The sequence below is a fragment of the Streptomyces sp. NH27 genome, from assembly GCF_056859195.1.
Genome location: NZ_JACEGK010000053.1, coordinates 1 through 22322 on the forward strand (window position 1 = coordinate 1; position 22322 = coordinate 22322).

Consider the following 22322-nt stretch of genomic DNA (forward strand, 5'->3'; position numbering starts at 1 on the left):
CGGAGAAGCCGGGATACGGAGAATCCGAGCGCGGTCCTACGGACATCGGGGGCGGGTGGTCCGGGTGGACCGCCCACCCCCGATGTGTGCCGTCAGCTCTTGTCGTCGTCGCCGGTCAGGCCGAGACCAGGGAGGAGACCGGGGAGCAGCGGGGGCAGTTCGACGGAGTGGTGGGGCGAGGTGGGGGATTGTGTCGGAGTCGTCCCGGTGACGCCCGGGATGGTGGGCTGCGTGTCGAGCAGCTTGCCGGAGCCGCCGATCAGACCGTCGGGAGCGCTGCCGGAGGGCGAGGGGCTGGGGCTCTGCCCGCTGTCCTCGCCGGCCGAGCCCTTCGTCGTGGTCGTCGCGGACGGGCTGCCCGAGGGGCCGCTGCCGGGCATGCCGCCGTCGTGACCGACCCCGGAGCCGTTCTCGCCGTGGGTGGCGGGTGTGCCGGGGTGTTCCTTCTGCGGCAAGGAGAGCGGAGCGACCTCTGCGTCTATGGCTTCGAAGAGCGAAGACACCTGGTCGGAGACGTCGGTGAGCTGGCTGGGCAGCTTGCCGCTCAGGTCGGCCCAGCCCTGCCGGTGGCTCTCCGCGAAGGTGTTCAGCAGCTCCATCGGTTGGAGCGAGCCGTCCTTCTGGTAGGCCGCGGTGAGCAGGCGGTGGCCCTCGGCCGCTTCCTGGTGCATCCCGGACAGCGCCTTGCGCACCTCGCCGACCGACTCGCTGTCGAGCTGGCCGCCGCGCCCGCGGTCCATCAGCCGGCGTGCCTCCTGCATGCGGGTGGACGCCATGTCGAGGTAGACCTTGCCTCGGGAGGAGTCGCTGCCCGCCATGTCCAGCTTGATGTCCTCCATGCTGCGTTTGAGGCCGTAGAGGCTGTCGCCGGGCAGGGCGTTGGTGCTCGCCGCCGCGACCCCGCCGAGGGCACCGGCGGCGACCCCCATGGTCAGCCCGCCGACCGCGATCCGGCGCGAGAGCCGGGAGCGCGGGGCGAGTTTGCGCAGCGCGGACGCCGGTGTGCGCCGGTCGCTCTCGCCGCGCTGCTCGGGCACCCGGGCGGCGGCGCGGAAGCTGCCGTCGGCGATCGCCTGTTCCATGGCGGCGATCAGTTGGGCGCGCTGCACCGTCTTGTGCTCGGGGTCCATCGCGGGGCGGGGCCGCCGGCCGAGCGCCTCGGCGAGCGCGACCATCGAGACCTGCTCGGGGTCGGCGTGCCGGTCGGCGGCATGGGAGCCGTGCGGCCCGCCGGCGCTGTGCGCGCCGCCGGGTCCGCCGTGCTCACCACGGCTGCCGGGGCCGGCGTCGGCAGCCGCACCGGAACCGCGGGCACCGGGCCCGTGGCCGTCGGCACCGCCGTCCGTGCCGGCACCGGCGCCGGGCTCACCGCTGGTCTCCTCGCGGTCGCCGTCAAGCCCGGCGTCCTCGACCGCCTGGGCGAAGGCGTTCGCCCGACGGTGTGCCGTTGCCTGTCCGATCACGGGCGGCACCTCCTCTCGTCTCCACACTCGACTCCCCGCGCTGTCCGGAAGGTTGCCCTCTCCGAGGCCGTCCACCCGATCGGGTGAAAAACGGTGAGCGGCGTGCGGCGCGGAAGTGTCTGCATGTGATGCAACGAGTGCCGGTCCGGTTGGGTTACGCAGGTCTGATGATCGGGCAGGGCGAACCGCACGCGGTGCTCACCTGGAGTCTTCGGGCAGCAGCCGGGCCAGGGTGCGCACCGCGCGGTACTGGAGCGTCTTGATGGCGCCCTCGTTCTTCCCCATCACCCGGGCGGTCTCGGCCACCGACAGGCCCTGGAGGAAGCGCAGGGTGATGCACTCCTGCTGCTGCGGGTTGAGCTTGCGGACGGCGGTGAGCAGCGCCTCGTTGGAGAGCTGTTCCAGTACCGATTCCTCGGGGCTGCGGGCCACCTCGTTGGCGTCCAGCATTTCGCCGGTGGTCACTTCGAGTCGGAACCTGCTCGACTTGAAGTGGTCGGCGACCAGATTCCGGGCGATCGTGACCAGCCAGGCGCCGAAGTCGCGGCCCTGCCAGGTGAAGGTGCCGATCCGGCGCAGGGCGCGCAGAAAGGTCTCACTGGTCAGGTCCTCGGCGGTCGCCTTGGAGCCGACCCGGTAGTAGATGTACCGGTAGACGGTGTCGCTGTAGTGGTCGTACAGCCGGCCGAAAGCCTCGGTCTCGCCGCTCTGCGCGGCTTCGACCAGGTCCATCATGCGGCCGCTGTCGGTGTCCGACGCGGGCCGTCGGGCGTGGGCGCCCTTGTCGGCGGCGGTCTGGCCGCGCTGCGGGCTGCTGTTGCGGGTGCGTCTGCCTGCGGCGGTGCTGACTTCGGCCAGGGCGTAAGCCGAGCCGGGGACGGTGGGACCGGACGTGGCGAGGGCGGGCACGGCGTACGCGGGGACACGCGGCAACTGGTCGAGGACCAGAGCGCGCAGCGCAGCCAGGCCGGAGGTGACAACCCCGTCGTGTGGGTACACGGGACTCCCAGAGGCAGAACTTCCATCACGTGCAGTACGGGACCGTTCACCCGTCGTGGCGACGTGTGGGTACCGGAATGCGTCTGAGGAGAATAACGCTTCGTACAGGCGACGCTACACCGAGTTGTGGAAATCGCCGTTTCCGGCACTTCCTGTGCGGAATCGTGATCGACCAATTATCGAACGGGGCACCCGAGTTGACCACTTGCAGTCGTGAAGCGCTCGTGTGAAGCGCGTGTTGTGCTCGTGTCGAAGCGAGGTGCCGTCACTCCGCGCCCGGCCCTTCCGTGGCAGCAGCCTTGCCGAACCAGGGGCGCCGGGGTACGTCCCGCGCGAGCGACCCGGCACCGGCGGGTGGTGCGTGAACCGGCAGGACGGGGCTGCCGGGTGGGCCGGGGGCCCTCAGCGGTAGCGCCTGCGCGCGGCCACCGCCGCCAGCACCCCGCCGGTCACGGCTCCCATGCCCGCGGCCGCGGGAATCCCGATCTTCGCGGCCTTGCGTCCGGTGCGGTAGTCCCGCAGCCGCCACCCCTCGGCCCGCGCGTGCTTGCGCAGCGTGCTGTCGGGGTTGACCGCGTACGGGTGCCCGACCAGCGAGAGCATCGGGATGTCGTTGGTGGAGTCGCTGTACGCCGCGCACCGCGACAGGTCGAGGTCCTCGGCCGTCGCCAGCGCCCGTACCGCCTCGGCCTTGGCCGGGCCGTGCAGGGGCTCGCCGACCAGCCGGCCGGTGTAGACGCCGTCGACGGACTCGGCCACGGTGCCCAGCGCCCCGGTCAGCCCGAGCCGGCGGGCGATGATCGTGGCGGTCTCCACGGGTGCGGCCGTGACCAGCCAGACCCGTTGCCCGGCGTCGAGGTGGGCCTGGGCGAGCGCGCGGGTACCGGGCCAGATCTTGCCGGCCATGTACTCGTCGTAGATCTCCTCGCCGATGCTCATCAGTTCCTCGACCCGGTGCCCCTTGACGATGGACAGCGCGCTGTCGCGGGCGTCCCGCATGTGCTCGGGGTCCTCGGAGCCGGCCAGCCGGAAGTACGCCTGCTGCCAGGCGAACCGGAGCAGGTCGCGCTTGTCGAAGAACTTCCGCTTGTACAGCCCGCGGCCGAAGTGGAAGAGCGCGGCGCCCTGCATCACGGTGTTGTCGAGGTCGAAGAAGGCGGCGGCCCGCGGGTCGCCCGCCACCGGGAACTGCGGCTCCTCGGGTTCGGCCGTCGCGTCGCCGGACCGCGCCCCACTGCCGAGCGCGGCCTCCGCGGCGGCTTCTCCTGCCAGCACGCTCCGCTCGGTGGCGGACTGCCTACGGGGGGTGAGCCATTTGAGAGCGGCCATATCGCGAGCATAACCACGTTGGAGGGCAGGCCCGCTGCGGCCGGGATACGGCCGCGTGAACGCCGCGGGACACAATGGCGGGTATGACGACGACCCCGAAGACGGTGACCTTGATCGGCAAGCCCGGCTGCCACTTGTGCGACGACGCCCGCGCCGTGATCGAGAAGGTCGCCGCGGAGACGGGCGCGGCCGTGGCCGAGCAGGACATCACCCAGGACGCCGAGTTGTACGACCGTTACTGGGAGCAGATCCCGGTGGTGCTGATCGACGGCGAGCAGCACACCTTCTGGCGGGTCGACGAGCGGCGGCTGCGGGCGGCGCTGGTCTGACCCTGCGGGCGGCACCGGCTGGGCTCCGCGGGCGGCGCCGGTCCGGTCCGGCGGGCGGCCCGCGTCGGTCCTGACCCACGTGAATCCGTGCACGAACCCACGGGCATTTTGAGCGCATTGCCTACGTAGCCGCGTATTCGATTACCATCAAGGGCGTTTTGTACACCCGGGGGCGATGCGTGAGGAGTGTGGGCACGTGCTTCCGGGCCGGAGTCAGGGTTCGTACGGCTATGCCGTCGTGGACTTGGAGGCGACCGGTTCGTCCTCGCACCGGCACCGGGTGGTGGAACTGGCGGTGCTGCTGCTGGACCGGGACCTGGTGCCGCAGGGCGAGTTCACCACGCTGGTCGACCCGCAGGGGCCGGTCGGCCCCACCCACATCCACGGCATCGAGCCGGAGCATCTGAGCGAGGCGCCGCTGTTCGCCTCGATCGCGGCCCGGCTGCTGGGGCTGCTGCGCGGCCGGGTGCTGGTCGGGCACAACGTCGGCTGTGACCGGGCCTTTCTGGTCGCGGAGTACGCGCGGCTGGGGCTGCGGCTGCCCGCGGTGCCCGAGGTGTGCACGATGCGGATCGCGGCGGCGGCAGGCGGCGGCCCGGCGCCGTACGGGCTGTCGCTGCGGGCCTGCGCCGCCGCGATCGGGCTCACCGACTGGAGCCCGCACACCGCGCTCGGTGACGCCCGCGCCACCGCGGCGCTGCTGGCCCACCACGCCCCGCAACTGCCCGGCCTGTCCGAGCTGCTGGCCACCGCCGCCGGGCTGCGGTGGCCGGAGCCGTCCGGCCTGCTGGCGGCGGCGGACGGCCTGTGGGTACGGCGCAGCAACGATTCGGCACGGCGAACAGTGCCGAATGTCCGGCATGGGCATGCGTGATGCCCATCACTTCCGCCGGGCAAATCGGACACCATCTTTGTGCACGCGTTCACAAAGACATAGCCTGGCGTCCACGGGGCGTCCCCAAAGACCGTGGTCGCCCTCAGCCCAGCTCTACCCGCAGGAGCACCGTGGCAACTGGCCGAACACACCGACCGGCGACCCGCGGCCGAGGAATTCCCGAGGCCACCGTCGCCAGGCTTCCGCTGTATCTGCGGGCACTGACAGCACTCTCGGAGCGCTCGGTGCCCACCGTCTCCTCGGAAGAACTCGCAGCCGCCGCCGGAGTCAACTCCGCGAAGCTGCGCAAGGACTTCTCCTACCTCGGCTCCTACGGGACGCGCGGGGTCGGATACGACGTGGAGTACCTCGTCTACCAGATCAGCCGGGAACTCGGTCTCACCCAGGACTGGCCGGTCGTCATCGTCGGTATCGGTAACCTCGGCGCCGCGCTCGCCAACTACGGCGGCTTCGCCTCCCGGGGCTTCCGCGTCGCCGCGCTGCTGGACGCCGACGCGGGCCTGGCCGGGCGCCTGGTCGCGGGCCTGCCGGTGCGGCACATCGACGAACTCGAGGCGATCGTCGCGGACAGCCAGGTGTCCATCGGTGTGATCGCCACCCCGGCCGGCGCCGCCCAGGAGGTCACCGACCGCCTCGTCGCGGCCGGCGTCACCTCGATCCTCAACTTCGCCCCGACCGTGCTGTCGGTGCCCGACGGGGTCGACGTGCGCAAGGTCGACCTCTCCATCGAACTGCAGATCCTCGCCTTCCACGAGCAGCGCAAGGCCGGTGAGGAACGCCAGGACCCGGACGGTGACGTACCCGCCGTGATGCCGGCATGAGCGAGCGCAGCGAGAGCATCGTCAAGAGGTGCGTCCCGGACGAAGGCCGGCCCGAGCGTAGCGAGGGGTGCGGCATGAGCGAGCGTAGCGAGGGGTGCGCATGAGTCTCCTTGTCGTCGGGCTGAGTCACCGCACCGCCCCCGTCAGCGTCCTTGAGCGCGCCGCGCTGCCCGAGGGCGCGCGGGCCAAGCTGCTCCAGGACGCGGTCGCCTGCGAACCGGCCACCGAGGCCGCGGTGCTGGCCACCTGCAACCGCATAGAGCTGTACGCCGACGTCGACAAGTTCCACGCCGGTGTGGCCGAACTGTCCACGCTACTCGCCCAGCACAGCTCCGCCGGCCTGGACGAACTGACCCCGCACCTGTACGTGCACTACGAGGACCGGGCCGTCCACCACCTGCTGTCGGTGGCCTGCGGGCTGGACTCCATGGTGGTCGGCGAGGGCCAGATCCTCGGCCAGATCAAGGACGCCCTCGCACTCGGCCAGCAGCAGCACACCGCCGGCCGCCTGCTCAACGACCTGTTCCAGCAGGCGCTGCGGGTCGGCAAGCGGGCCCACTCCGAGACCGGCATCGACCGGGCCGGGCAGTCCCTGGTCACCTTCGGGCTGTCCCAACTCGCCCCCGCCACCGGCCCGCTCGCCGGCCGTAGCGCCCTGGTGGTCGGCGCCGGATCGATGTCCTCGCTCGCCGCGGCGACCCTCGCCCGGGCCGGCGTCCGCGAGTTGGCGATCGCCAACCGCACCGTCGAACGCGCCCAGCGGCTGGCCCGCGCGCTGGCCGAGCAGCACCCCGGTCTGAATACCCGCGCGCTCACCATCGCCGACGTGCCCGACGCCGTGTCCCGCGCCGACCTCGTCGTGTCCTGCACCGGTGCCACCGGCCTGGTGCTGACCGCCGACGACCTGCGGACCGCCCTCGACCGCCGCACCGCCGAAGGACCTCTGGCCGTACTGGACCTGGCGATGCCGCGGGACGTGGATCCGGCCGCCCACCGGCTCGACGGCCTGCACTTCGCGGACATCGAGTCGCTCGCCGCGGCCTCCGCCGACGCCCCGATGGCCGCCGACGTGGACCAGGTGCGGGCCATCGTCTCCGCGGAGGTCGCCGCTTTCGGCGCGGCCCAGCGGGCGGCCCGGATCACCCCCACCGTGGTGGCGCTGCGCGCGATGGCGGCCGATGTCGTGGCGGGTGAACTTTCCCGACTCGACGGTAGGCTGCCCGATCTGGACGACAAGCAGCGTGCCGAGATCACCCAGACGGTGCGCCGTGTGGTGGACAAGCTCCTGCATGCTCCGACCGTGCGGGTCAAGCAGCTTGCCGGCGAGCCCGGCGGCGCCGGGTACGCCGACGCGCTGCGTGAACTCTTCGACCTCGACCCGCAGGCGGTCGCCGCCGTCAGCCGGGCCGACACCCGGCCGCCGACCCGGGTGGCACAGAACCGAATCGAGGCGGGCAATGAGTAACCCTGCGGGGCCGGGACCGGAAACGGTGCGGCCGTCGGCCGCGGCCCCCGGACAGACCGGCGCCGACCGGCCCGGATCGACCGGCGCCGACCGGTCGCCCGGTGACGACGGCGCATCGGCGCGGACCGGTGCCGGTGTCGGTGGCGCCGCTTCCTCGGCGAACCGGCCGGCCGCCGCGGCCGACCCGGGCACGGCGACGGACCGGCCCGCGACAGCCGCTGATGTGCGCGCGCCCCACCGCGGCTCCACCCCCGGCGGGGAACCGCTGCGGCTGGGCACCCGCCGCAGCAAGCTCGCGATGGCGCAGTCCGGCATGGTCGCCGACCAGGTACGGCAGTTGACCGGCCGGGCCGTCGAACTCGTCGAGATCACCACCTACGGCGACGTCTCCAAGGAGAGCCTGGCCCGCATCGGCGGCACCGGGGTGTTCGTCTCCGCGCTGCGCGACGCGCTGCTCGCCGGCGAGATCGACTTCGCCGTGCACAGCCTCAAGGACCTGCCCACCACCGCGCCCGACGACCTGGTGCTGGCCGCGATCCCGGTCCGCGAGGACCCCCGCGACGCGCTCGTGGCCCGCGACGGCCTCACTTTCGCCCAGTTGCCGCCCGGCGCCAAGGTCGGCACCGGCTCGCCGCGCCGCATGGCACAGCTCAACGCGTGGGCACGGTCACACGGTCTGGACATCGAGACGGTCCCGATCCGTGGCAACGTTGACACCCGAATCGGGTACGTTAATTCCGGCACGCTCGACGCGGTCGTGCTGGCCGCCGCCGGGCTGAACCGTATCGGCAGGCTCGCCGAGGCGAGCGAGTTGATCGGCACCGACGTCAGTCTGCCCGCTCCCGGACAGGGGGCACTCGCCGTCGAATGCGCCGCCTCCAACCAGGAGTTGGCCGCACAGCTCGCCGAGCTCGACGACCCGTTCACCCGGGTCGCCGTGACCGCCGAGCGATCCCTGCTCGCCGCCCTTGAGGCCGGTTGCTCCGCCCCTGTGGGCGCGCTGGCCGACCTCGTGGCCGACGGGCAGTTTACCGAGCTGCGCCTGCGCGGCGTCGTCGGCACCACCGACGGCACCTCGCTGGTGCAGATGTCCACCACCGGTCCCGTACCGGCGTCGGACGACGAGGCGCGGGCTGTTGGCCGCGAACTCGCCGTGGCGATGCTCGCCAAGGGTGCGGCCGGTCTTATGGGGGAGCGCTCATCTTGAACCCCGCCGCCGTTGCTACAACCAACCCGGCAGGCACCGCCGCCGGCCCGGCCGCACCAGCCGCCGGGCATGTGACCTTCCTCGGTGCCGGGCCCGGTGACCCGGGCCTGCTGACCCTGCGCGCCGTCGAGGCACTGGCGCTCGCCGACGTGCTGGTGGGCGCCGGCCACGTGCTCGATGTCGTCCGCGGCCATGCCCGCGCCGACGTGGGCACGGCCGAACCCGCCGTCGACGGTGGGGTGTTGGACACCGCCGACGTCGCCGCTGCTGCCTCACAGCTTGTCATGTCGTCCGCGCGCACCGGTAAGCGGGTGGTACGCGCGGTGGCCGGCGACCCCGGTCTGGACGCGTCCACGGCCGAGGAGATGCTGGCCTGTGCCCACGCGGGCATCCCGTTCGAGGTCGTCCCCGGCGTAGCCGCCGCCCTCGGCGTGCCCGCGTACGCCGGAGTGCCGCTCAGCGGCGACGTCCGGTTCGTGGACGCCGCCACCGCCTCCGACCAGTGCTGGGGCGAGGTCGGCAGCAGTTCCGCGACCCTGGTGGTCTCCACCACGCTCCAGACCGTCGCCACGGCCGCCGCCGAACTCGTCGCCGCCGGGCGCAAGCCCGACACCGCGCTGACGGTCACCGTGGCCGGCACCACCACGCGCCAGCGCACCTGGAGCGCGACCCTGGCGACCATCGCGGCCGAGCTGAAGTCGACCAAGGCGCTGCCGACCCCCGAGGGCCCGATCGCCGCGATAGCCGTGGTCGGCGAGCCCACCGCGTACCGGCGGCAGCTGTCCTGGTTCGAGACCAAGCCGCTGTTCGGCTGGCGGGTCCTGGTGCCGCGCACCAAGGAGCAGGCCGCGTCCCTGTCGGACCAGCTGCGCTCCTACGGCGCGGTGCCGCACGAGGTGCCGACCATCGCGGTCGAACCCCCGCGCACCCCGCAGCAGATGGAGCGTGCGGTCAAGGGCCTGGTCACCGGCCGCTACGAATGGATCGCGTTCACCTCGGTCAACGCGGTCAAGGCGGTCCGCGAGAAGTTCGAGGAGTACGGCCTGGACGCCCGGGCGTTCGCCGGGATAAAGGTCGCCGCCGTCGGCGAGCAGACCGCGCAGGCGCTGGTCGAGTTCGGCGTCAAGCCGGACCTGGTGCCCAGTGGTGAGCAGTCCGCCGCCGGACTGCTGGAGGACTGGCCGCCCTACGACCCGGTCTTCGACCCGATCGACCGGGTGTTCCTGCCGCGCGCCGACATCGCCACCGAGACGCTCGTCGCCGGTCTCGTCGAACTCGGCTGGGAGGTCGACGACGTCACCGCCTACCGCACGGTGCGCGCCTCGCCCCCGCCGGCCGAGACGCGTGAGGCGATCAAGGGTGGTGGCTTCGACGCGGTGCTGTTCACCTCGTCCTCCACGGTGCGCAACCTCGTCGGGATCGCCGGCAAGCCGCACAACGTCACGGTCATCGCCTGCATCGGGCCCGCGACCGCGAAGACGGCGGAGGAGCACGGGCTGCGGGTGGACGTGATGGCTCCCGAGCCGTCCGTGCACGCGCTCGCGCAGGCGCTCGCCGAGTTCGGGCGGGCACGCCGTGCCGCGGCCGAGGAAGCGGGTGACCCTGTCACGCGGCCCAGCGAGCGCCGGCCGGGCGCCCGGCGCCGCTCCCGGGTGTAGCCGGACCCGCCGGGGTGGGTGGTTCTGTCGGTTCCGGGACCACCTGCCGGAGGGCGGTTGCGCGCGCAGTTCCCCGCGCCCCTTGACATGCCCGGGTCTCCCCGCCGAGGCAAGCACGCGGCGAACCCCCCACCGACGAGTGGTCCCGGGGCCGACAGAACACACCGCCCCGGAGGGCCGGGCCGCCGACTGTGCGTCGGGAAGAGCACCCCATGTACGGGCGTACCGTGGAAAGTCCGGTACAGACCCGCACCGTTTCCCCGAAAGGCGGCGCAGCCGATGAGCAGCCGATACGGCGAGTTCCCTGGAGCGCGGCCCAGGCGCCTCCGGACGACCCCCGCGATGCGCCGCCTGGTTGCCGAGACACGCCTGAACCCGGCGGAGCTGATCCTCCCGATGTTCGTGCGGGAGGGCGTCAGCGAGCCGGTCGAGGTCTCCTCGATGCCGGGAGTGGTCCAGCACACCCGTGACAGCCTCCGCAAGGCCGCCGTGGAGGCGGCCACCGCCGGTGTCGGCGGGCTGATGCTCTACGGGGTGCCCGAGACCAAGGACGCGGTGGGCAGCGCCGGCACCGACCCGGACGGCATCCTCCAGCAGGCGATCCGTGACGTGGTGGCCGAGGTCGGGGACGCGGCCGTGGTGATGTCCGACCTGTGCCTGGACGAGTACACCGACCACGGCCACTGCGGCGTGCTGGACGACCAGGGCCGGGTCGACAACGACGCGACGCTGGAACGTTACGCCGAGATGGCCCGGGTGCAGGCCGACGCCGGCGTCCATGTGGTCGGCGCGTCCGGGATGATGGACGGCCAGGTCGGTGTGACGCGCGACGCACTCGACGAGATAGGCCGCCAGGACGTGGCGATCCTCGCCTACACCGCCAAGTACGCCTCCGTGTTCTACGGCCCCTTCCGCGAGGCGGTCAACTCCTCGCTCCAGGGCGACCGAAAGACGTACCAGCAGGACCCGGCGAACTTCCGGGAGTCGATGCGCGAACTGGCGCTCGACCTCGCGGAGGGCGCGGACATGGTGATGGTCAAGCCCGCGTTGCCGTATCTTGACGTGCTGAGGAAGGTCGCGGACACCGTCGACGTGCCGGTCGCGGCGTACCAGATCTCCGGTGAGTACGCGATGGTCGAGGCCGCGGCCGCGAACGGCTGGATCGACCGGGAGCGTGCGATCCTGGAGACGCTGACGTCGATCCGGCGGGCGGGTGCGAACCTGATCCTGACCTACTGGGCCACGGAAGTCGCCCAGCGGCTGTAGCGGCCGCGGTGGTCGTACGGCCCGAGCGGCCGCGGGACCGCGGCGGTCATGACGGCCGCCGGGCGCGTGTTGAGGAAAGGGGAGGGGTCCGATGAGCCGGGGCATACCCTCGTGGGCAACGGTGAGCGGGCTGACCGCTGCGGCGATGGCCGCGGTGTCGGTGCTCGCGATCCAGGCCAGCGGATCGTCCCCGAGCGGCAAGCCGACCGCCGCCGGGCCCACCCCGCACCCCACCGCGACCAAGCAGCAGGCCCCGCAGGCCCCGCCGCCGGTGCCCCCGCACTCGGACACCGGCAAGCGGATCGTCTACTCGCTCTCCCAGAACCGCGTGTGGGTGGTGCCGCGCTCCGGCCCGACCTCCACCTTCCTGGTGCAGCCGGGTACGGTGCCGGCCCAGGTGGGCACCCACTACGTGACCCGCCGCAAGCCCACTGGTGTGGGTACCGACGGCACGAACATCGAGAACATCGTGTACTTCGAGTACACCGCCGAGACCTGGGTGGCCTTCTCCGCCCCGGTCAACGACAAGGTGACGGCGCCCTCCTCCTCGCTGCACACCGGCGCCATCCGTGCCCACCGCGCCGACGAGACGAAGATCTGGAACAACACGGTCATCGGGTCCACGGTCGTCGTCCTGAAGTGAGCGCGCGCCCGGCCGGCCCGCCTCAGTCCCACCAGAAGGTCCAGACCCCCTCGTCCACCAGGGACTTGGCGTAGGCGCGCAGGGTGCCGGGGCCCTGGGTGATGTTGTCCGGGCAGAAGGAGAGGTGCTCGGCGGCGACGGCCTCGGCCTCCTCGACGGTGGTCGGTGGGGCGGCGACGGTGGCGGTCAGCGTGGCGAAGCCGAGGGCGACCACGCGCAGGCCGAAACGGTCCTCCCAGGAGCGCAGTACCGCGCACAGCAGGGCGACGTCGTTCTCGTGGTTGACCGGGCCGGTCCAGCCGATGGCGGCGGGGATGTCGGCGCTCCGGCGGGCGTACACCAGGGCCGCGCGCGGGTCCTGGAGGCGGCCGGCGCCGGTGAGTGCCGCGGTGAGTTCGGCGGCGACCGTGTCGGGCCGGCCGGCGGCGGCATCGGCGGCGGCGAGCAGTTTCGGGGCGAGGCCGGGGAAGTCGGGGCCGAACGGGGCGACCAGGTCGCGCAGTTCGTCGTCCCACTCCGCGTCCGTCGGGTCCGCGGCGTCTGAGTCCGCGTCGTCGGCCCTGTCGTGCGTGTCGTCGTGGTCCGCGTCCGCGTACTCGTCATCGGTGGACAGCGGCCAAGCGTGCGCCAGGACCTCCTCGGCGTCGTGATGGCCCGGGTACGACATCGCGTCGGGGTCCAACTCCCAGCCGGTGACGTCTTCCACGCCGGGTATCGAACCGGATTCCAGCAGCACCGGCAGCAACCCGATCGCCCGGGCCGCCGCCAGCTCCGACCAACTGCCCGGCCCGGCCGGGGCGTCCGCCTGCCAGAGCAGCGGCTCGTGCCATGTCCCGTCGCTGGTGGTGTCGACCAGCCGGCCCGGCGGCAGCCGCAGGCCGGGAGCGACACCGCTCGGGTCGTCGGTGAGCCGGGGGAGGGGGTTCGGAAGCATCGCCATGCCGAGACTCTAGGACCGGACACCGACACCGTCCGCACTGCGGTCCTCGGCCCTCGCCGTAGCGCCTGAGCCACTACCGCGGTCCTCGGCCCCCCGCGGTATCCCCCTGAGCCGCACCGCGGTCCGCGGCGAACGCCGAGGACCGCGGTTGATGACTACAGCCGGTCGGGGCTGTGGATGCCCAGCAGCTCAAGGCCCTTGCTCAGGGTGCGGCCGGTCAGCTCGCACAGCAGGAGGCGGTTCTCCACCTGCGCCGGGCCGCCGTCCGCGGTCAGCACCGGGCACTGCTCGTAGAACGTGGTGAACAGCGAGGCGAGTTGGAAGAGGTACGACGCCAGCCGGTGCGGCTCGTAGCTCTCCGCGACCTCCGCCAGGGCGTCCCCGAACGCGTCCAGGTGCAGCCCCAGCGCACGTTCGGCGGGCTCCAGGGCCAGCTCCGGGTGGGCGACGGGCCGCTGGTCGGCGCCGGCCTTCCGGAAGATGGACCGGGTCCGGGCGTACGCGTACTGGAGGTAGACGCTGGTGTCGCCGTTGAGCGAGACCATCCGGTCCAGGTCGAAAATGTAGTCCCGGCCCAGTGACGTGGACAGGTCGGCGTACTTGACCGCGCCGATGCCGACCTGCCGGCCGTTGTCCACGATCTCCTGCTCGGTCAGGCCGATCTTCTCGCCCTTCTCCCGCACCACCGCGGTGGCCCGCTCGACCGCTTCGTCGAGCAGGTCCTCCAGCTTGACGCTGGCGCCGGCGCGGGTCTTGAACGGCTTGCCGTCCGCGCCCAGCACGGTGCCGAACGGGAGGTGGCGCGCCACCACGCCGTCGGTGAGCCAGCCGGCCCGCCGGGCGGTCTCGAAGACCATCCGGAAGTGCAGCGACTGCCGGACGTCCACCACATACAGCAGGGTGTTGGCGTGCAGGTCGCCGGTGCGGTTCCGGATCGCGGACAGGTCGGTGGCCGCGTAACCGAAGCCGCCGTCCGACTTGCGGACGATCAGCGGTACCAGCTCGCCGTCCTTGCCCTTGATGTCGTCGAAGAAGACGCACAGCGCGCCCTCCGAGCGCACCGCCACGCCGGACTTCTCCAGCAGCTCGCACGTCTCGACCAGCATGTCGTTGTACCCGGACTCGCCGACGATGTCCTCGTCGGCGATCTGGATGTCCAGCTTGTCGTAGACCGAGAAGAAGTAGATCTTCGACTCGTCGACGAACCGCTGCCAGGTCGCCAGCGTCTGCGGGTCGCCCGCCTGGAGGTCGACCACCCGGCGCCGGGACCGCTCCTTGAACGCCTCATCGGCGTCGAAGAGCGTGCGCGACGCTTTGTACAGCCGGTCGAGCCGGGACATGGACGCCTCGCCGGCGTCCGTGCCGGAGCCCTCGGTGTGGTCCAGCGCGTGCGGGTGCTCCAGCAGGTACTGGATCATCATGCCGAACTGGGTGCCCCAGTCGCCGATGTGGTGCCGCCGGACCACCTGCTCGCCCTCGAACTCCAGGATCTTCGCGATCGCGTCGCCGATCACCGAGGACCGCAGGTGGCCGACGTGCATCTCCTTCGCCACATTCGGCTGTGCGTAGTCGATGACGGTGGTGCCGGGGGCGGCCTTCGCGGGCACGCCGAGCCGGTCGTCCGCCGCGCGCCGGGCGAGGTTCGCGGTGATCGCGGAGTCGGGCACGCTGATGTTCAGGAAGCCGGGGCCGGAGACCTCGACCTGGCCGATCACCTCGTCGGCGGGCAGCGCGGCGAGCACGGCCGCGGCCAGCTCCCGCGGATTGGCCTTCGCCCGCTTGGCCAGGCCCAGCACCCCGTTCGCCTGGAAGTCCGCCCGGTCGCTACGTCGCAGCAGCGGGTCGGCGTCGACGGCCGACGGCACCGCAGCCGCGAGGGCGGCGGAGACGCGCTGCTGGAGCGAAGCGGAGAGGGAAGGGACCGAGGCCATGGAGGTGCCATTCCGTGTGTCGGGGAGATCGGACGTGCCACGCGATGTAGCGACATCATTGTCCCATGGGCCCCGCGGCCGGCTCACCCGGTTATCCACAGGCCACGCGGTCGCCGCCGGGTTATCCACAGGCGGGATTATTCGCTGGCGAGCGGAGCCGCCAGGTCTGGGAGAATGAATGTGCCGGGCCGCTCCGGCTTCCTGGACCCAAGCTCCAGGAAAAGACCATCGGAAACCCCCAGGAAGAAGAGGACCGTGGCTGCAAGCACCGAGGCCGACTGGGTCTCCCGTTTCGCGGACGACGTCATCGCCGAGTCGGAGCGCCGCGCCCCCGGGAAACCCGTTGTCGTCGCGTCCGGGCTCAGCCCCTCCGGCCCGATCCACCTGGGAAATCTGCGGGAGGTCATGACCCCCCACCTGGTGGCCGACGAGATCCGCCGCCGCGGCATCGAGGTGCGCCACCTGATCTCCTGGGACGACTACGACCGGTACCGCAAGGTACCCAAGGGCATCCCCGGGATCGACGACTCGTGGGCGGAGCACATCGGCAAGCCGCTGACGTCGGTGCCCGCCCCCGCCGGTTCCGCGTACCCGAACTGGGCGGAGCACTTCAAGGCCGCCATGACCGACGCCCTCGCCGTCCTCGGCGTGGAGCACGACGGCATCAGCCAGACCGCGCAGTACACCGCGGGCGTCTACCGCGAGCAGGTGCTGCACGCCATGCGGCACCGCGCGGACATCGACGCCATCCTCGCGCAGTACCGCACGAAGAAGCCCGCACCCGCCGCCAAGCAGGGCCAGAAGCCGGTGGACGACGCGGAGTTGGCCGCTGCCGAGGGCTCGGGTGCCGCCGCGGAGGACGACGGCAGCGGCGCCGGCGCCGCGTACTACCCCTACAAGCCGTACTGCGCGCAGTGCGGCAAGGACCTCACCACCGTCACGGGGTATGACGACGAGACCACCGAGCTGGCCTACACCTGCGCCTGCGGCCACGCCGAGACGGTCCGGCTCAGCGAGTTCAACCGCGGCAAGCTGGTCTGGAAGGTCGACTGGCCGATGCGCTGGGCCTATGAAGGGGTGGTCTTCGAGCCGTCGGGCGTCGACCACTCCTCGCCCGGGTCGTCCTTCCAGGTCGGCGGGCAGATCGTCGGGCCGATCTTCGGCGGTGAGCAGCCGATCGGGCCGATGTACGCGTTCGTCGGCATCTCGGGGATGGCCAAGATGTCCTCCTCCAAGGGCGGCGTGCCCACCCCGAGCGACGCTCTGAGGATCATGGAGCCGCAGATCCTGCGCTGGCTCTACGCCCGCCGCCGTCCCAACCAGTCCTTCAAGATCGCCTTCGACCAGGAGATCCAGCGGCTGTACGACGAGTGGGACGCCCTGTCCCGCAAGGTCGCCGACGGCACCGTGCTGCCCGCGGACGCCGCCGCGTACGGCCGGGCGATCGGCACCGCCCGCGGCGAACTCCCGCGCACCGTCCACCCGCTGTCGTACCGCACCCTCGCCTCGGTCGCCGATGTGACCGCGGGCGCCGAGGCCCAGACGCTGCGCATCCTGTCCGAGCTGGACCCGGAGCACCCGCTGACCTCGCTCGCCGAGGTGCGGCCCCGCCTGGACTGCGCCGAGAACTGGATCTCGACCTATGTCCCGGTCGAGCAGCGGACCGTGGTGCGCGACCAGCCCGACACCGACCGCCTCGCCGCGCTGGACGACGCCGACCGCGGCGCCCTGAAGCTGCTGCTCGACGGGCTGGAGACGCACTGGTCGCTGGACGGCCTGACCACCCTTGTCTACGCGGTGCCGAAGGTCCGGGCCGGCCTCGCGCCCGACGCCAAGCCGACACCCGAACTCAAGGTGGCCCAGCGGTCGTTCTTCGTGCTGCTGTACGAACTGCTGGTCGGCCGGGACACCGGTCCGCGGCTGCCGACCCTGCTGCTGGCCGTGGGCCAGGACCGGGTGCGGTCCCTGCTGGGCGGCGCCTGACCGGCCGGGTCGGATACCTGCCGGGCGAGGGCCGGCCGGCAAGGACCGGGTGCGGTCCCTGCCGGCCGGTGCCCGACCGGCTGAGGTGACGAGGGCGATTGCTCCCGGGCAACCCGAACGGGTGCGGCTACGAGGGAACTTCACGCCCGCGGGCCTACGGGATGTACTCGGTCTCCGCCTCGGACGTGTAGCGGTAGCGCAACTCGCGGTGCGCGGCGACGAGTTCGCGCAGCTCGGGCGCGCTGCCGCCGTATGCGTCCTCCAGCAGCCGGGCGAGCTGGCGGGCATTGGGGAAGGTGCCCTGTTCCCGGACGTACTGGCGGTAGGCGGCGAAGTAGGCATCCTCGACCGGCACATCGTCGGGCAGGCGCAGGGTGCCGGACGGGTAGGTCGCGAGATCGGCCTCCGGCTCGGGCGCCGGGGCGGTGGCCTGCTGCTGGGCCGGGCCGGGTTCCTCGGAGCGCTGCCCCGGGAGGACGACGCCGTTCGCCTCGCCCGAGCCGTTGACCCCGTTCACGCCGTTGACGCCGAAAACGCCATGGACGCCGTTGACCGCGTCGCCGTTCGTGCCGACGTTGCCCAGCGGGCGGGTGCGGTTGGGTCCCGCGGGCACCATCACCTGCGGCTGCTCCGAACCAGAACCCGAACCAGAACCCGAACCCGAACCACCCTGTGCCGGGAAGCCCTCGCCAGGGAAGCCCTGCCCGGGTCCCGCCTGCGCCGCGAACACCTGCTGCGGGTCGGCGTATCCCGCCTGGCCGTAGGGGTACGGATAGGGATAGGGATGCCCCTGGGCCTGGGCCTGGGCGGCCTGCTGCGCGGCGAACCAGGGGCTGTGGTGCGGCGCGCCCTGCCAGTCCTGCGGGTACCCCTGCTCCTGGAGTTGGCGCTCGTACATCTGCCGTTCGTACTCCTGCGCCTGGGCCAGCGCCAGGTCGAAGTCCTGGTCCAGGTCGTTCGCGGGGCCGGCCGGCTCCGCGGGCCGCGCTGCCGCAGCCGCCGCCTGGTCACCGCTCCGCTCGCCGACCTGCTCGCCCGTCTGCTCGTCGGCAGCCTGCTCGTCGGCAGCCTGCTCGCCGGCCGGCCGGCCCTTGGTCAGAGCGTTCGACCCGGCCGCGGCAGCCGTCAACTGCTTTGCTGCGGGCTGGAGTTCAATGCCGGCCGCCTCCAGGCCCGCGTCCGCGGTCTCGGACAGCGGCACGCCGTAGCGGGCCAGCCGCAGCGGCATGATGGCCTCGATCGGGGCCCTGCGACGCCACGCGACGCCGTAACGGGCGCGCAGCCGGGCCCGGTAGACCAGCCGGTCCTGCTCGCGCCGGATGACCTCCTCGTAGGAGCGCAGCTCCCACAGCTTCATCCGCCGCCACAGCCGGAAGGTCGGCGCCGGGGCGAGCAGCCAGCGGGTCAGCCGCACGCCCTCCATGTGCTTGTCGGCGGTGATGTCGGCGATCCGGCCGATCGCGTGCCGGGCGGCCTCGACCGACACCACGAACAGCACCGGGATGATCGCGTGCATGCCGACGCCGAGCGGGTCGGGCCAGGCCGCGGCGCCGTTGAACGCGATGGTGGCCGCGGTGAGCAGCCACGCGGTCTGCCGCAACAGCGGGAACGGGATGCGCAGCCACGTCAGCAGCAGGTCGAGCGAGAGCAGCACGACGATCCCGGCGTCCACGCCGATCGGGAAGACGTTCGCGAACCAGCCGAAACCCTTGTGCAGGGCGAGCGTGCGTACGGCGGCATACGAACCGGCGAAGCCGATTCCGGCGATCACCACGGCACCGGAGATGACGATACCTATCAGTATCCGGTGAGTCCGGGTCAAACGTATCGCGGCCACCCGCGACCCTCCTGCTGCTCGGCACCTGTCCCCATGAACTGGCGCCCCAGACTGCCACATGCGAGTGGTGTCGGGAGGATCGGTTGACGCCGGAGTCGACTCGCGGTCGGACAAACGTACGGATAGGGGTTCCGTGAGGCCGAGTTGTTACCGCGTTGCCGCGGCGGCGGTGCCCGAGCGGCGCCCGAGCGGCGTCTTACGCGTTGGCCGCCGCGATCGAGGCGGCCACGTCCTTCGCGGCGCGCTGGGCGTCGCCGTTCACGCTCTTCGCGCTCGGGTTCTTCTTGCCCTCGAGGCCGGCGCCGTCGTACTCGACGATCAGGATGACGTTGCCGGTGCGGACCACCACCGAGTCGTTCTGCGACTTGACCTTGGAGACGATCGTCCAGCCGCTGACCGACCTGGCCTCGTCGCCGAGCCCGGTCACGCCGGTGGCGGAGGTGCCCGCGTTCTTCTCCAGCGCGGTGACCTCGTCGGTGAACCGTTTGTGCGCCTGGAGGTCGGCGGCGCCCAGTTCGGGGGAGGAGTCGTAGCGCTCCAGGGTGACCGAGAGCCAGCGGTACTGGAAGCCGTCCTTGCCGTTGCCGGTCCACGAACAACCGCTTCGGGCGCCGCCGTTGTCGGCGGTGTCCATCGCGGTGCCGCCGCTGTGCTTGGCCTTCGGGACCAGCTTGGTGATCGTGTCCTTGGTGATCGCCTTGCAGGACGACGGCAGCGTCTTGAAGCGCGCGGGCGCGATCGAGGGCGTGGCGGTGGCGCTCGGGGCCGGTGCGGCCGACGTGTTCTTGCCGCCGCCCGAGCCCGAGGTGGAGCCCGAGGCGGAGTCCGACGACCCGCCGGAGCCCGAGGAGCAGCCGGCCACCAGCAGGGCGGGCACCGTCGCGCAGGCGAGCAGCACGGCCATGCGGCGCTTGGAGGTGCGTCGGCGTCGTTTCATGGTGTCGGGTCCTTCGGCAGCGGTGGTTGTCGGCCGGTTCGGCCCACCACATTAAAGGGTCGCGGTGGATCCCTGGCCCGCGTGCCGGTTCAGCCCTCGACCTTGTGCTGCAGGGCGCTCGCCACCTTTTCGGCGCCCTTCTGCAGGTCAGCGCTCTTCGGTGGCTGCGCGTCGGTGGGCGACGACTGAGTGTAGGTGACGGTCGCCAGGACGTTCGCGGTGCGGAAGACCAGCGTCACCGTGCGGCTCGCGCCCTTTCCGGGCTTCTTGGCCACGTCGTTGATGAATGCGGTGTTTCCCACATCGGACAGCAGGCGCGGGGCCAGGTCGGGGCTGTCCGCGTTCGCATCATTCGCACCGTTCGACCCGATTGCGTCGTTCGAGCCGCTGTTCGAGCCGCTGGCCGAGGAGGAAGAGCCGGAGCCGGACGGGGCGTTGTCGCCGGCGCTGTTGCCCGCGCTCCCGCTCGATCCGCTTCCGCTCGATCCGCTGCTCGCGGCCGCGTTCGACGACGAGGTGTTCGACGACGAGGTGTTCGACGACGAGGTGTTCGAGGTCGTGGGGCTCGTGGTCGTCGGTGAGCCGCCGGGCGGGGTCGACGGGATCGAGGCCGCCTGGGCCTTCTTGTCGAAGTCCGACGACGCCTGCGCCTCGTCGCTCACGGACGGGTCGTACGACACCACGCGGACCAGGCTCAGGGTCAGCGAACGGGAGGTGCCGTCGGCCGCCTTCGCCTGCCACGAGCAGCCCGCCAGCCGGTCGGTGTCGTACGTCAGGGACTCCGCGCCGGAGTAGTCCTGCAGGCCCGGCACCAGTTTCTTCAGCGCGTCCGTGTCCACGGCCGTGCACGGCTGGGGCAGCGTGTGGTATTTGCCCGGCGGCGCGGAGGGGGCGCCGCCCGCGATCGGTCCGGTCTTCCCGTCGCCGTCCGTGCCTTCCGACGAGCCGGGGCCGGTACACGCGCCCAGGGCGGCGACCGCGACCGCGGTCAGTACGGCCCCGACGGCGAGCGGCCGCCTTCGTGTCGACAGCAACGTGGACCGCACCGGCCGGACTCCTTTCGTCGTTCCTCGCGGTAATTCCTTGGCGCATACGAGCGAGCTTTGGACACAATGTCTATCGCACCCGGGGCCGAAACCGCCCGTCGGGGCGGCGCATCGAACGGCCCGCGCGAGCTCGCCGGTACGACCCGATCGCCACGCGGTACGCGTCCTCACCGGCCGTGCGGAGCGGGACCGCGCACCCTTTCTTCGTATTGTCGCTCAATTATCCGTACCGCCATCGGGGGGAATCCATGTCGTACACCGAGCTGCCGGGCGTCCGCGTACCGATCCGGATGTGGGCCGACCCCGTGTCCGTCGAACAAGGCGCCATGCAACAACTGCGCAACGTCTCCTCGCTGCCCTGGATCAAGGGCCTCGCGGTCATGCCCGACGTCCACTACGGCAAGGGCGCGACCGTCGGCTCGGTCATCGCGATGCACGGCGCGGTCTGCCCGGCCGCGGTCGGCGTCGACATCGGCTGCGGCATGAGTGCGGTCAAGACCTCGCTGCGGGCGGGCGACCTCCCCGGCGACCTCTCCAGGCTGCGCAGCAAGATCGAGCAGGCCATCCCGGTCGGCCGCGGCATGCACGCCGACCCGGTCGACCCGGGCGCGATCCACGGGTACCGCACCTCGGGCTGGTCCGACTTCTGGGCCCGCTTCGACGGCCTCGCCGACGAGGTGAAGTTCCGCGCCGGACGCGCCGCCCAGCAGATGGGCACGCTGGGATCGGGCAACCACTTTGTCGAAGTATGCGTTGATACGTCCGATGCGGTGTGGCTCATGCTGCACTCCGGTTCGCGCAACATCGGCAAGGAACTGGCCGAGCACCACATCGGCGTTGCCCAGAACCTGTCCCACAACAAGGGCCTGGTCGACCGCGACCTCGCTGTCTTCGTCGCCGACACTCCGCAGATGGCCGCCTACCGCAACGACCTGTTCTGGGCGCAGGAGTACGCCAAGCACAACCGCGCGGTGATGATGGCCCTCCTCCAGGGCGTGATCGTCAAGGAGTTCAGGAAGGCCCGGCCCACGTTCGAGCCGGTCGTCTCCTGCCACCACAATTACGTGGCCGAGGAGCGGTACGACGGCATGGATCTGCTGGTCACCCGCAAGGGCGCGATCCGCGCGGGCAGCGGCGACTACGGCATCATCCCCGGCTCCATGGGGACTGGTTCCTACATCGTCCGTGGACTGGGCAACACCTCCGCCTTCAACTCCGCGTCCCACGGCGCGGGCCGCCGGATGAGCCGCGGCGCGGCCAAGAAGCGCTTCACCACCCGCGACCTGGCGGACCAGACCCGCGGCGTCGAGTGCCGTAAGGACTCCGGCGTCGTGGACGAGATCCCCAGCGCGTACAAGCCGATCGAGCAGGTGATGGACCAGCAGCGCGACCTGGTCGAGGTGGTGGCGAAGCTCAAGCAGGTCGTCTGCGTCAAGGGCTGAGCCGAGTCGGGCTGACCCGAGTCGCGCCCAGTCGGGCTGGGCCGGACTGGGCTGGGCCCGGCCGGTTCGCGCCGGTCCGGCCGCCCGCGCGGAAGCCGGAGTTCAGAGCCCTTCTTGAGGTGGTGCGGGGG

18 protein-coding genes are annotated in these 22322 nt (G+C 71.8%); 10 read left to right on the forward strand and 8 right to left on the reverse strand.

The window, feature by feature from the left end:
* Positions 1 to 92: 92 nt before the first annotated feature.
* From AC13HU_RS07060 to AC13HU_RS07070, 3 genes are all read right to left on the reverse strand, one after another.
* Positions 93 to 1463, reverse strand: coding sequence for a DUF5667 domain-containing protein (locus tag AC13HU_RS07060; protein ID WP_483040884.1), 1371 nt, complete (start codon positions 1461 to 1463; stop codon positions 93 to 95).
* A 198-nt stretch (positions 1464 to 1661) separates the two neighbouring features.
* Positions 1662 to 2462: an ECF subfamily RNA polymerase sigma factor, BldN family gene (locus AC13HU_RS07065; RefSeq protein ID WP_483040885.1), complete on the reverse strand. Its 801-nt coding sequence runs from the start codon at positions 2460 to 2462 to the stop codon at positions 1662 to 1664.
* A 402-nt stretch (positions 2463 to 2864) separates the two neighbouring features.
* Positions 2865 to 3791: an HAD family hydrolase gene (locus AC13HU_RS07070; RefSeq protein WP_483040886.1), complete on the reverse strand. Its 927-nt coding sequence runs from the start codon at positions 3789 to 3791 to the stop codon at positions 2865 to 2867.
* An 83-nt stretch (positions 3792 to 3874) separates the two neighbouring features.
* Here AC13HU_RS07070 and AC13HU_RS07075 point away from each other — a divergent pair, with 83 nt between their 5' ends.
* The 8 genes from AC13HU_RS07075 (at position 3875) to AC13HU_RS07110 (ending at position 12075) form a co-directional block, all read left to right on the forward strand.
* The gene (locus tag AC13HU_RS07075) at positions 3875 to 4120 is read left to right on the forward strand and encodes a glutaredoxin family protein (RefSeq protein WP_483040887.1); all 246 of its coding nucleotides are present in this window, start codon (positions 3875 to 3877) and stop codon (positions 4118 to 4120) included.
* 196 nt (positions 4121 to 4316) lie between these two features.
* Complete coding sequence (locus tag AC13HU_RS07080; RefSeq protein WP_483040888.1) at positions 4317 to 4994, forward strand: 3'-5' exonuclease; 678 nt, start codon at positions 4317 to 4319, stop codon at positions 4992 to 4994.
* Positions 4995 to 5125: 131 nt separating this feature from the next.
* The gene (locus AC13HU_RS07085; protein WP_483040889.1) at positions 5126 to 5836 is read left to right on the forward strand and encodes a redox-sensing transcriptional repressor Rex; all 711 of its coding nucleotides are present in this window, start codon (positions 5126 to 5128) and stop codon (positions 5834 to 5836) included.
* A 100-nt stretch (positions 5837 to 5936) separates the two neighbouring features.
* Positions 5937 to 7301, forward strand: a complete 1365-nt coding sequence (locus tag AC13HU_RS07090) for a glutamyl-tRNA reductase (protein ID WP_483040890.1) — start codon at positions 5937 to 5939, stop codon at positions 7299 to 7301.
* A gap of 223 nt (positions 7302 to 7524) precedes the next feature.
* Complete coding sequence (gene hemC / locus AC13HU_RS07095) at positions 7525 to 8508, forward strand: hydroxymethylbilane synthase (RefSeq protein ID WP_483040900.1); 984 nt, start codon at positions 7525 to 7527, stop codon at positions 8506 to 8508.
* On the forward strand, positions 8505 to 10166 hold the full coding sequence (locus AC13HU_RS07100; protein WP_483040891.1) for a bifunctional uroporphyrinogen-III C-methyltransferase/uroporphyrinogen-III synthase: 1662 nt from the start codon (positions 8505 to 8507) through the stop codon (positions 10164 to 10166). Before hemC ends, AC13HU_RS07100 begins: the two co-directional genes overlap by 4 nt.
* 279 nt (positions 10167 to 10445) lie before the next feature.
* The gene (gene hemB, locus AC13HU_RS07105; protein ID WP_329366043.1) at positions 10446 to 11432 is read left to right on the forward strand and encodes a porphobilinogen synthase; all 987 of its coding nucleotides are present in this window, start codon (positions 10446 to 10448) and stop codon (positions 11430 to 11432) included.
* Positions 11433 to 11523: 91 nt separating this feature from the next.
* The gene (locus AC13HU_RS07110; RefSeq protein ID WP_483040892.1) at positions 11524 to 12075 is read left to right on the forward strand and encodes a hypothetical protein; all 552 of its coding nucleotides are present in this window, start codon (positions 11524 to 11526) and stop codon (positions 12073 to 12075) included.
* Between the two features lie 22 nt (positions 12076 to 12097).
* Here the strand turns inward: AC13HU_RS07110 and AC13HU_RS07115 are convergent, their stop codons facing one another.
* Together AC13HU_RS07115 and argS are read right to left on the reverse strand one after the other, a co-directional pair.
* Entirely contained in the window at positions 12098 to 13015 is a 918-nt protein-coding gene (locus AC13HU_RS07115) for a DUF4253 domain-containing protein (RefSeq protein ID WP_483040893.1), read from the reverse strand.
* A gap of 155 nt (positions 13016 to 13170) precedes the next feature.
* The gene (gene argS, locus AC13HU_RS07120; RefSeq protein WP_483040894.1) at positions 13171 to 14946 is read right to left on the reverse strand and encodes an arginine--tRNA ligase; all 1776 of its coding nucleotides are present in this window, start codon (positions 14944 to 14946) and stop codon (positions 13171 to 13173) included.
* A 255-nt stretch (positions 14947 to 15201) separates the two neighbouring features.
* Here argS and lysS point away from each other — a divergent pair, with 255 nt between their 5' ends.
* Positions 15202 to 16929 (forward strand): lysine--tRNA ligase, encoded by a 1728-nt coding sequence (lysS, locus tag AC13HU_RS07125; protein ID WP_483040895.1) that lies wholly within the window; start codon positions 15202 to 15204, stop codon positions 16927 to 16929.
* A gap of 154 nt (positions 16930 to 17083) precedes the next feature.
* On the opposite strand, the gene AC13HU_RS07130 is transcribed toward lysS, so the two are convergent.
* The 3 genes from AC13HU_RS07130 to AC13HU_RS07140 all read right to left on the reverse strand — a co-directional run bounded on the left by AC13HU_RS07130 (position 17084) and on the right by AC13HU_RS07140 (position 20749).
* The gene (locus AC13HU_RS07130) at positions 17084 to 18766 is read right to left on the reverse strand and encodes a DUF2637 domain-containing protein (protein WP_483040896.1); all 1683 of its coding nucleotides are present in this window, start codon (positions 18764 to 18766) and stop codon (positions 17084 to 17086) included.
* A 196-nt stretch (positions 18767 to 18962) separates the two neighbouring features.
* The gene (locus tag AC13HU_RS07135; RefSeq protein WP_483040897.1) at positions 18963 to 19703 is read right to left on the reverse strand and encodes a DUF3558 family protein; all 741 of its coding nucleotides are present in this window, start codon (positions 19701 to 19703) and stop codon (positions 18963 to 18965) included.
* An 89-nt stretch (positions 19704 to 19792) separates the two neighbouring features.
* Positions 19793 to 20749: a DUF3558 domain-containing protein gene (locus AC13HU_RS07140; RefSeq protein ID WP_483040898.1), complete on the reverse strand. Its 957-nt coding sequence runs from the start codon at positions 20747 to 20749 to the stop codon at positions 19793 to 19795.
* 248 nt (positions 20750 to 20997) lie between these two features.
* Between AC13HU_RS07140 and AC13HU_RS07145 the strand changes: the two genes are divergently transcribed.
* Positions 20998 to 22191 (forward strand): RtcB family protein, encoded by a 1194-nt coding sequence (locus AC13HU_RS07145; RefSeq protein WP_483040899.1) that lies wholly within the window; start codon positions 20998 to 21000, stop codon positions 22189 to 22191.
* The last annotated feature ends 131 nt before the right edge of the window (positions 22192 to 22322 follow it).

Bases quoted from the DNA above. Each gene is read 5' to 3' on its own strand.
- AC13HU_RS07110 (WP_483040892.1), top strand. From the start codon at position 11,524: ATGAGCCGGGGCATACCCTCGTGGGCAACGGTGAGCGGGCTGACCGCT.
- AC13HU_RS07135 (WP_483040897.1), bottom strand. From the start codon at position 19,703: ATGAAACGACGCCGACGCACCTCCAAGCGCCGCATGGCCGTGCTGCTC.
- AC13HU_RS07115 (WP_483040893.1), bottom strand. From the start codon at position 13,015: ATGGCGATGCTTCCGAACCCCCTCCCCCGGCTCACCGACGACCCGAGC.
- AC13HU_RS07145 (WP_483040899.1), top strand. From the start codon at position 20,998: ATGTCGTACACCGAGCTGCCGGGCGTCCGCGTACCGATCCGGATGTGG.
- AC13HU_RS07075 (WP_483040887.1), top strand. From the start codon at position 3,875: ATGACGACGACCCCGAAGACGGTGACCTTGATCGGCAAGCCCGGCTGC.
- AC13HU_RS07070 (WP_483040886.1), bottom strand. From the start codon at position 3,791: ATGGCCGCTCTCAAATGGCTCACCCCCCGTAGGCAGTCCGCCACCGAG.
- AC13HU_RS07090 (WP_483040890.1), top strand. From the start codon at position 5,937: ATGAGTCTCCTTGTCGTCGGGCTGAGTCACCGCACCGCCCCCGTCAGC.
- hemB (WP_329366043.1), top strand. From the start codon at position 10,446: ATGAGCAGCCGATACGGCGAGTTCCCTGGAGCGCGGCCCAGGCGCCTC.
- argS (WP_483040894.1), bottom strand. From the start codon at position 14,946: ATGGCCTCGGTCCCTTCCCTCTCCGCTTCGCTCCAGCAGCGCGTCTCC.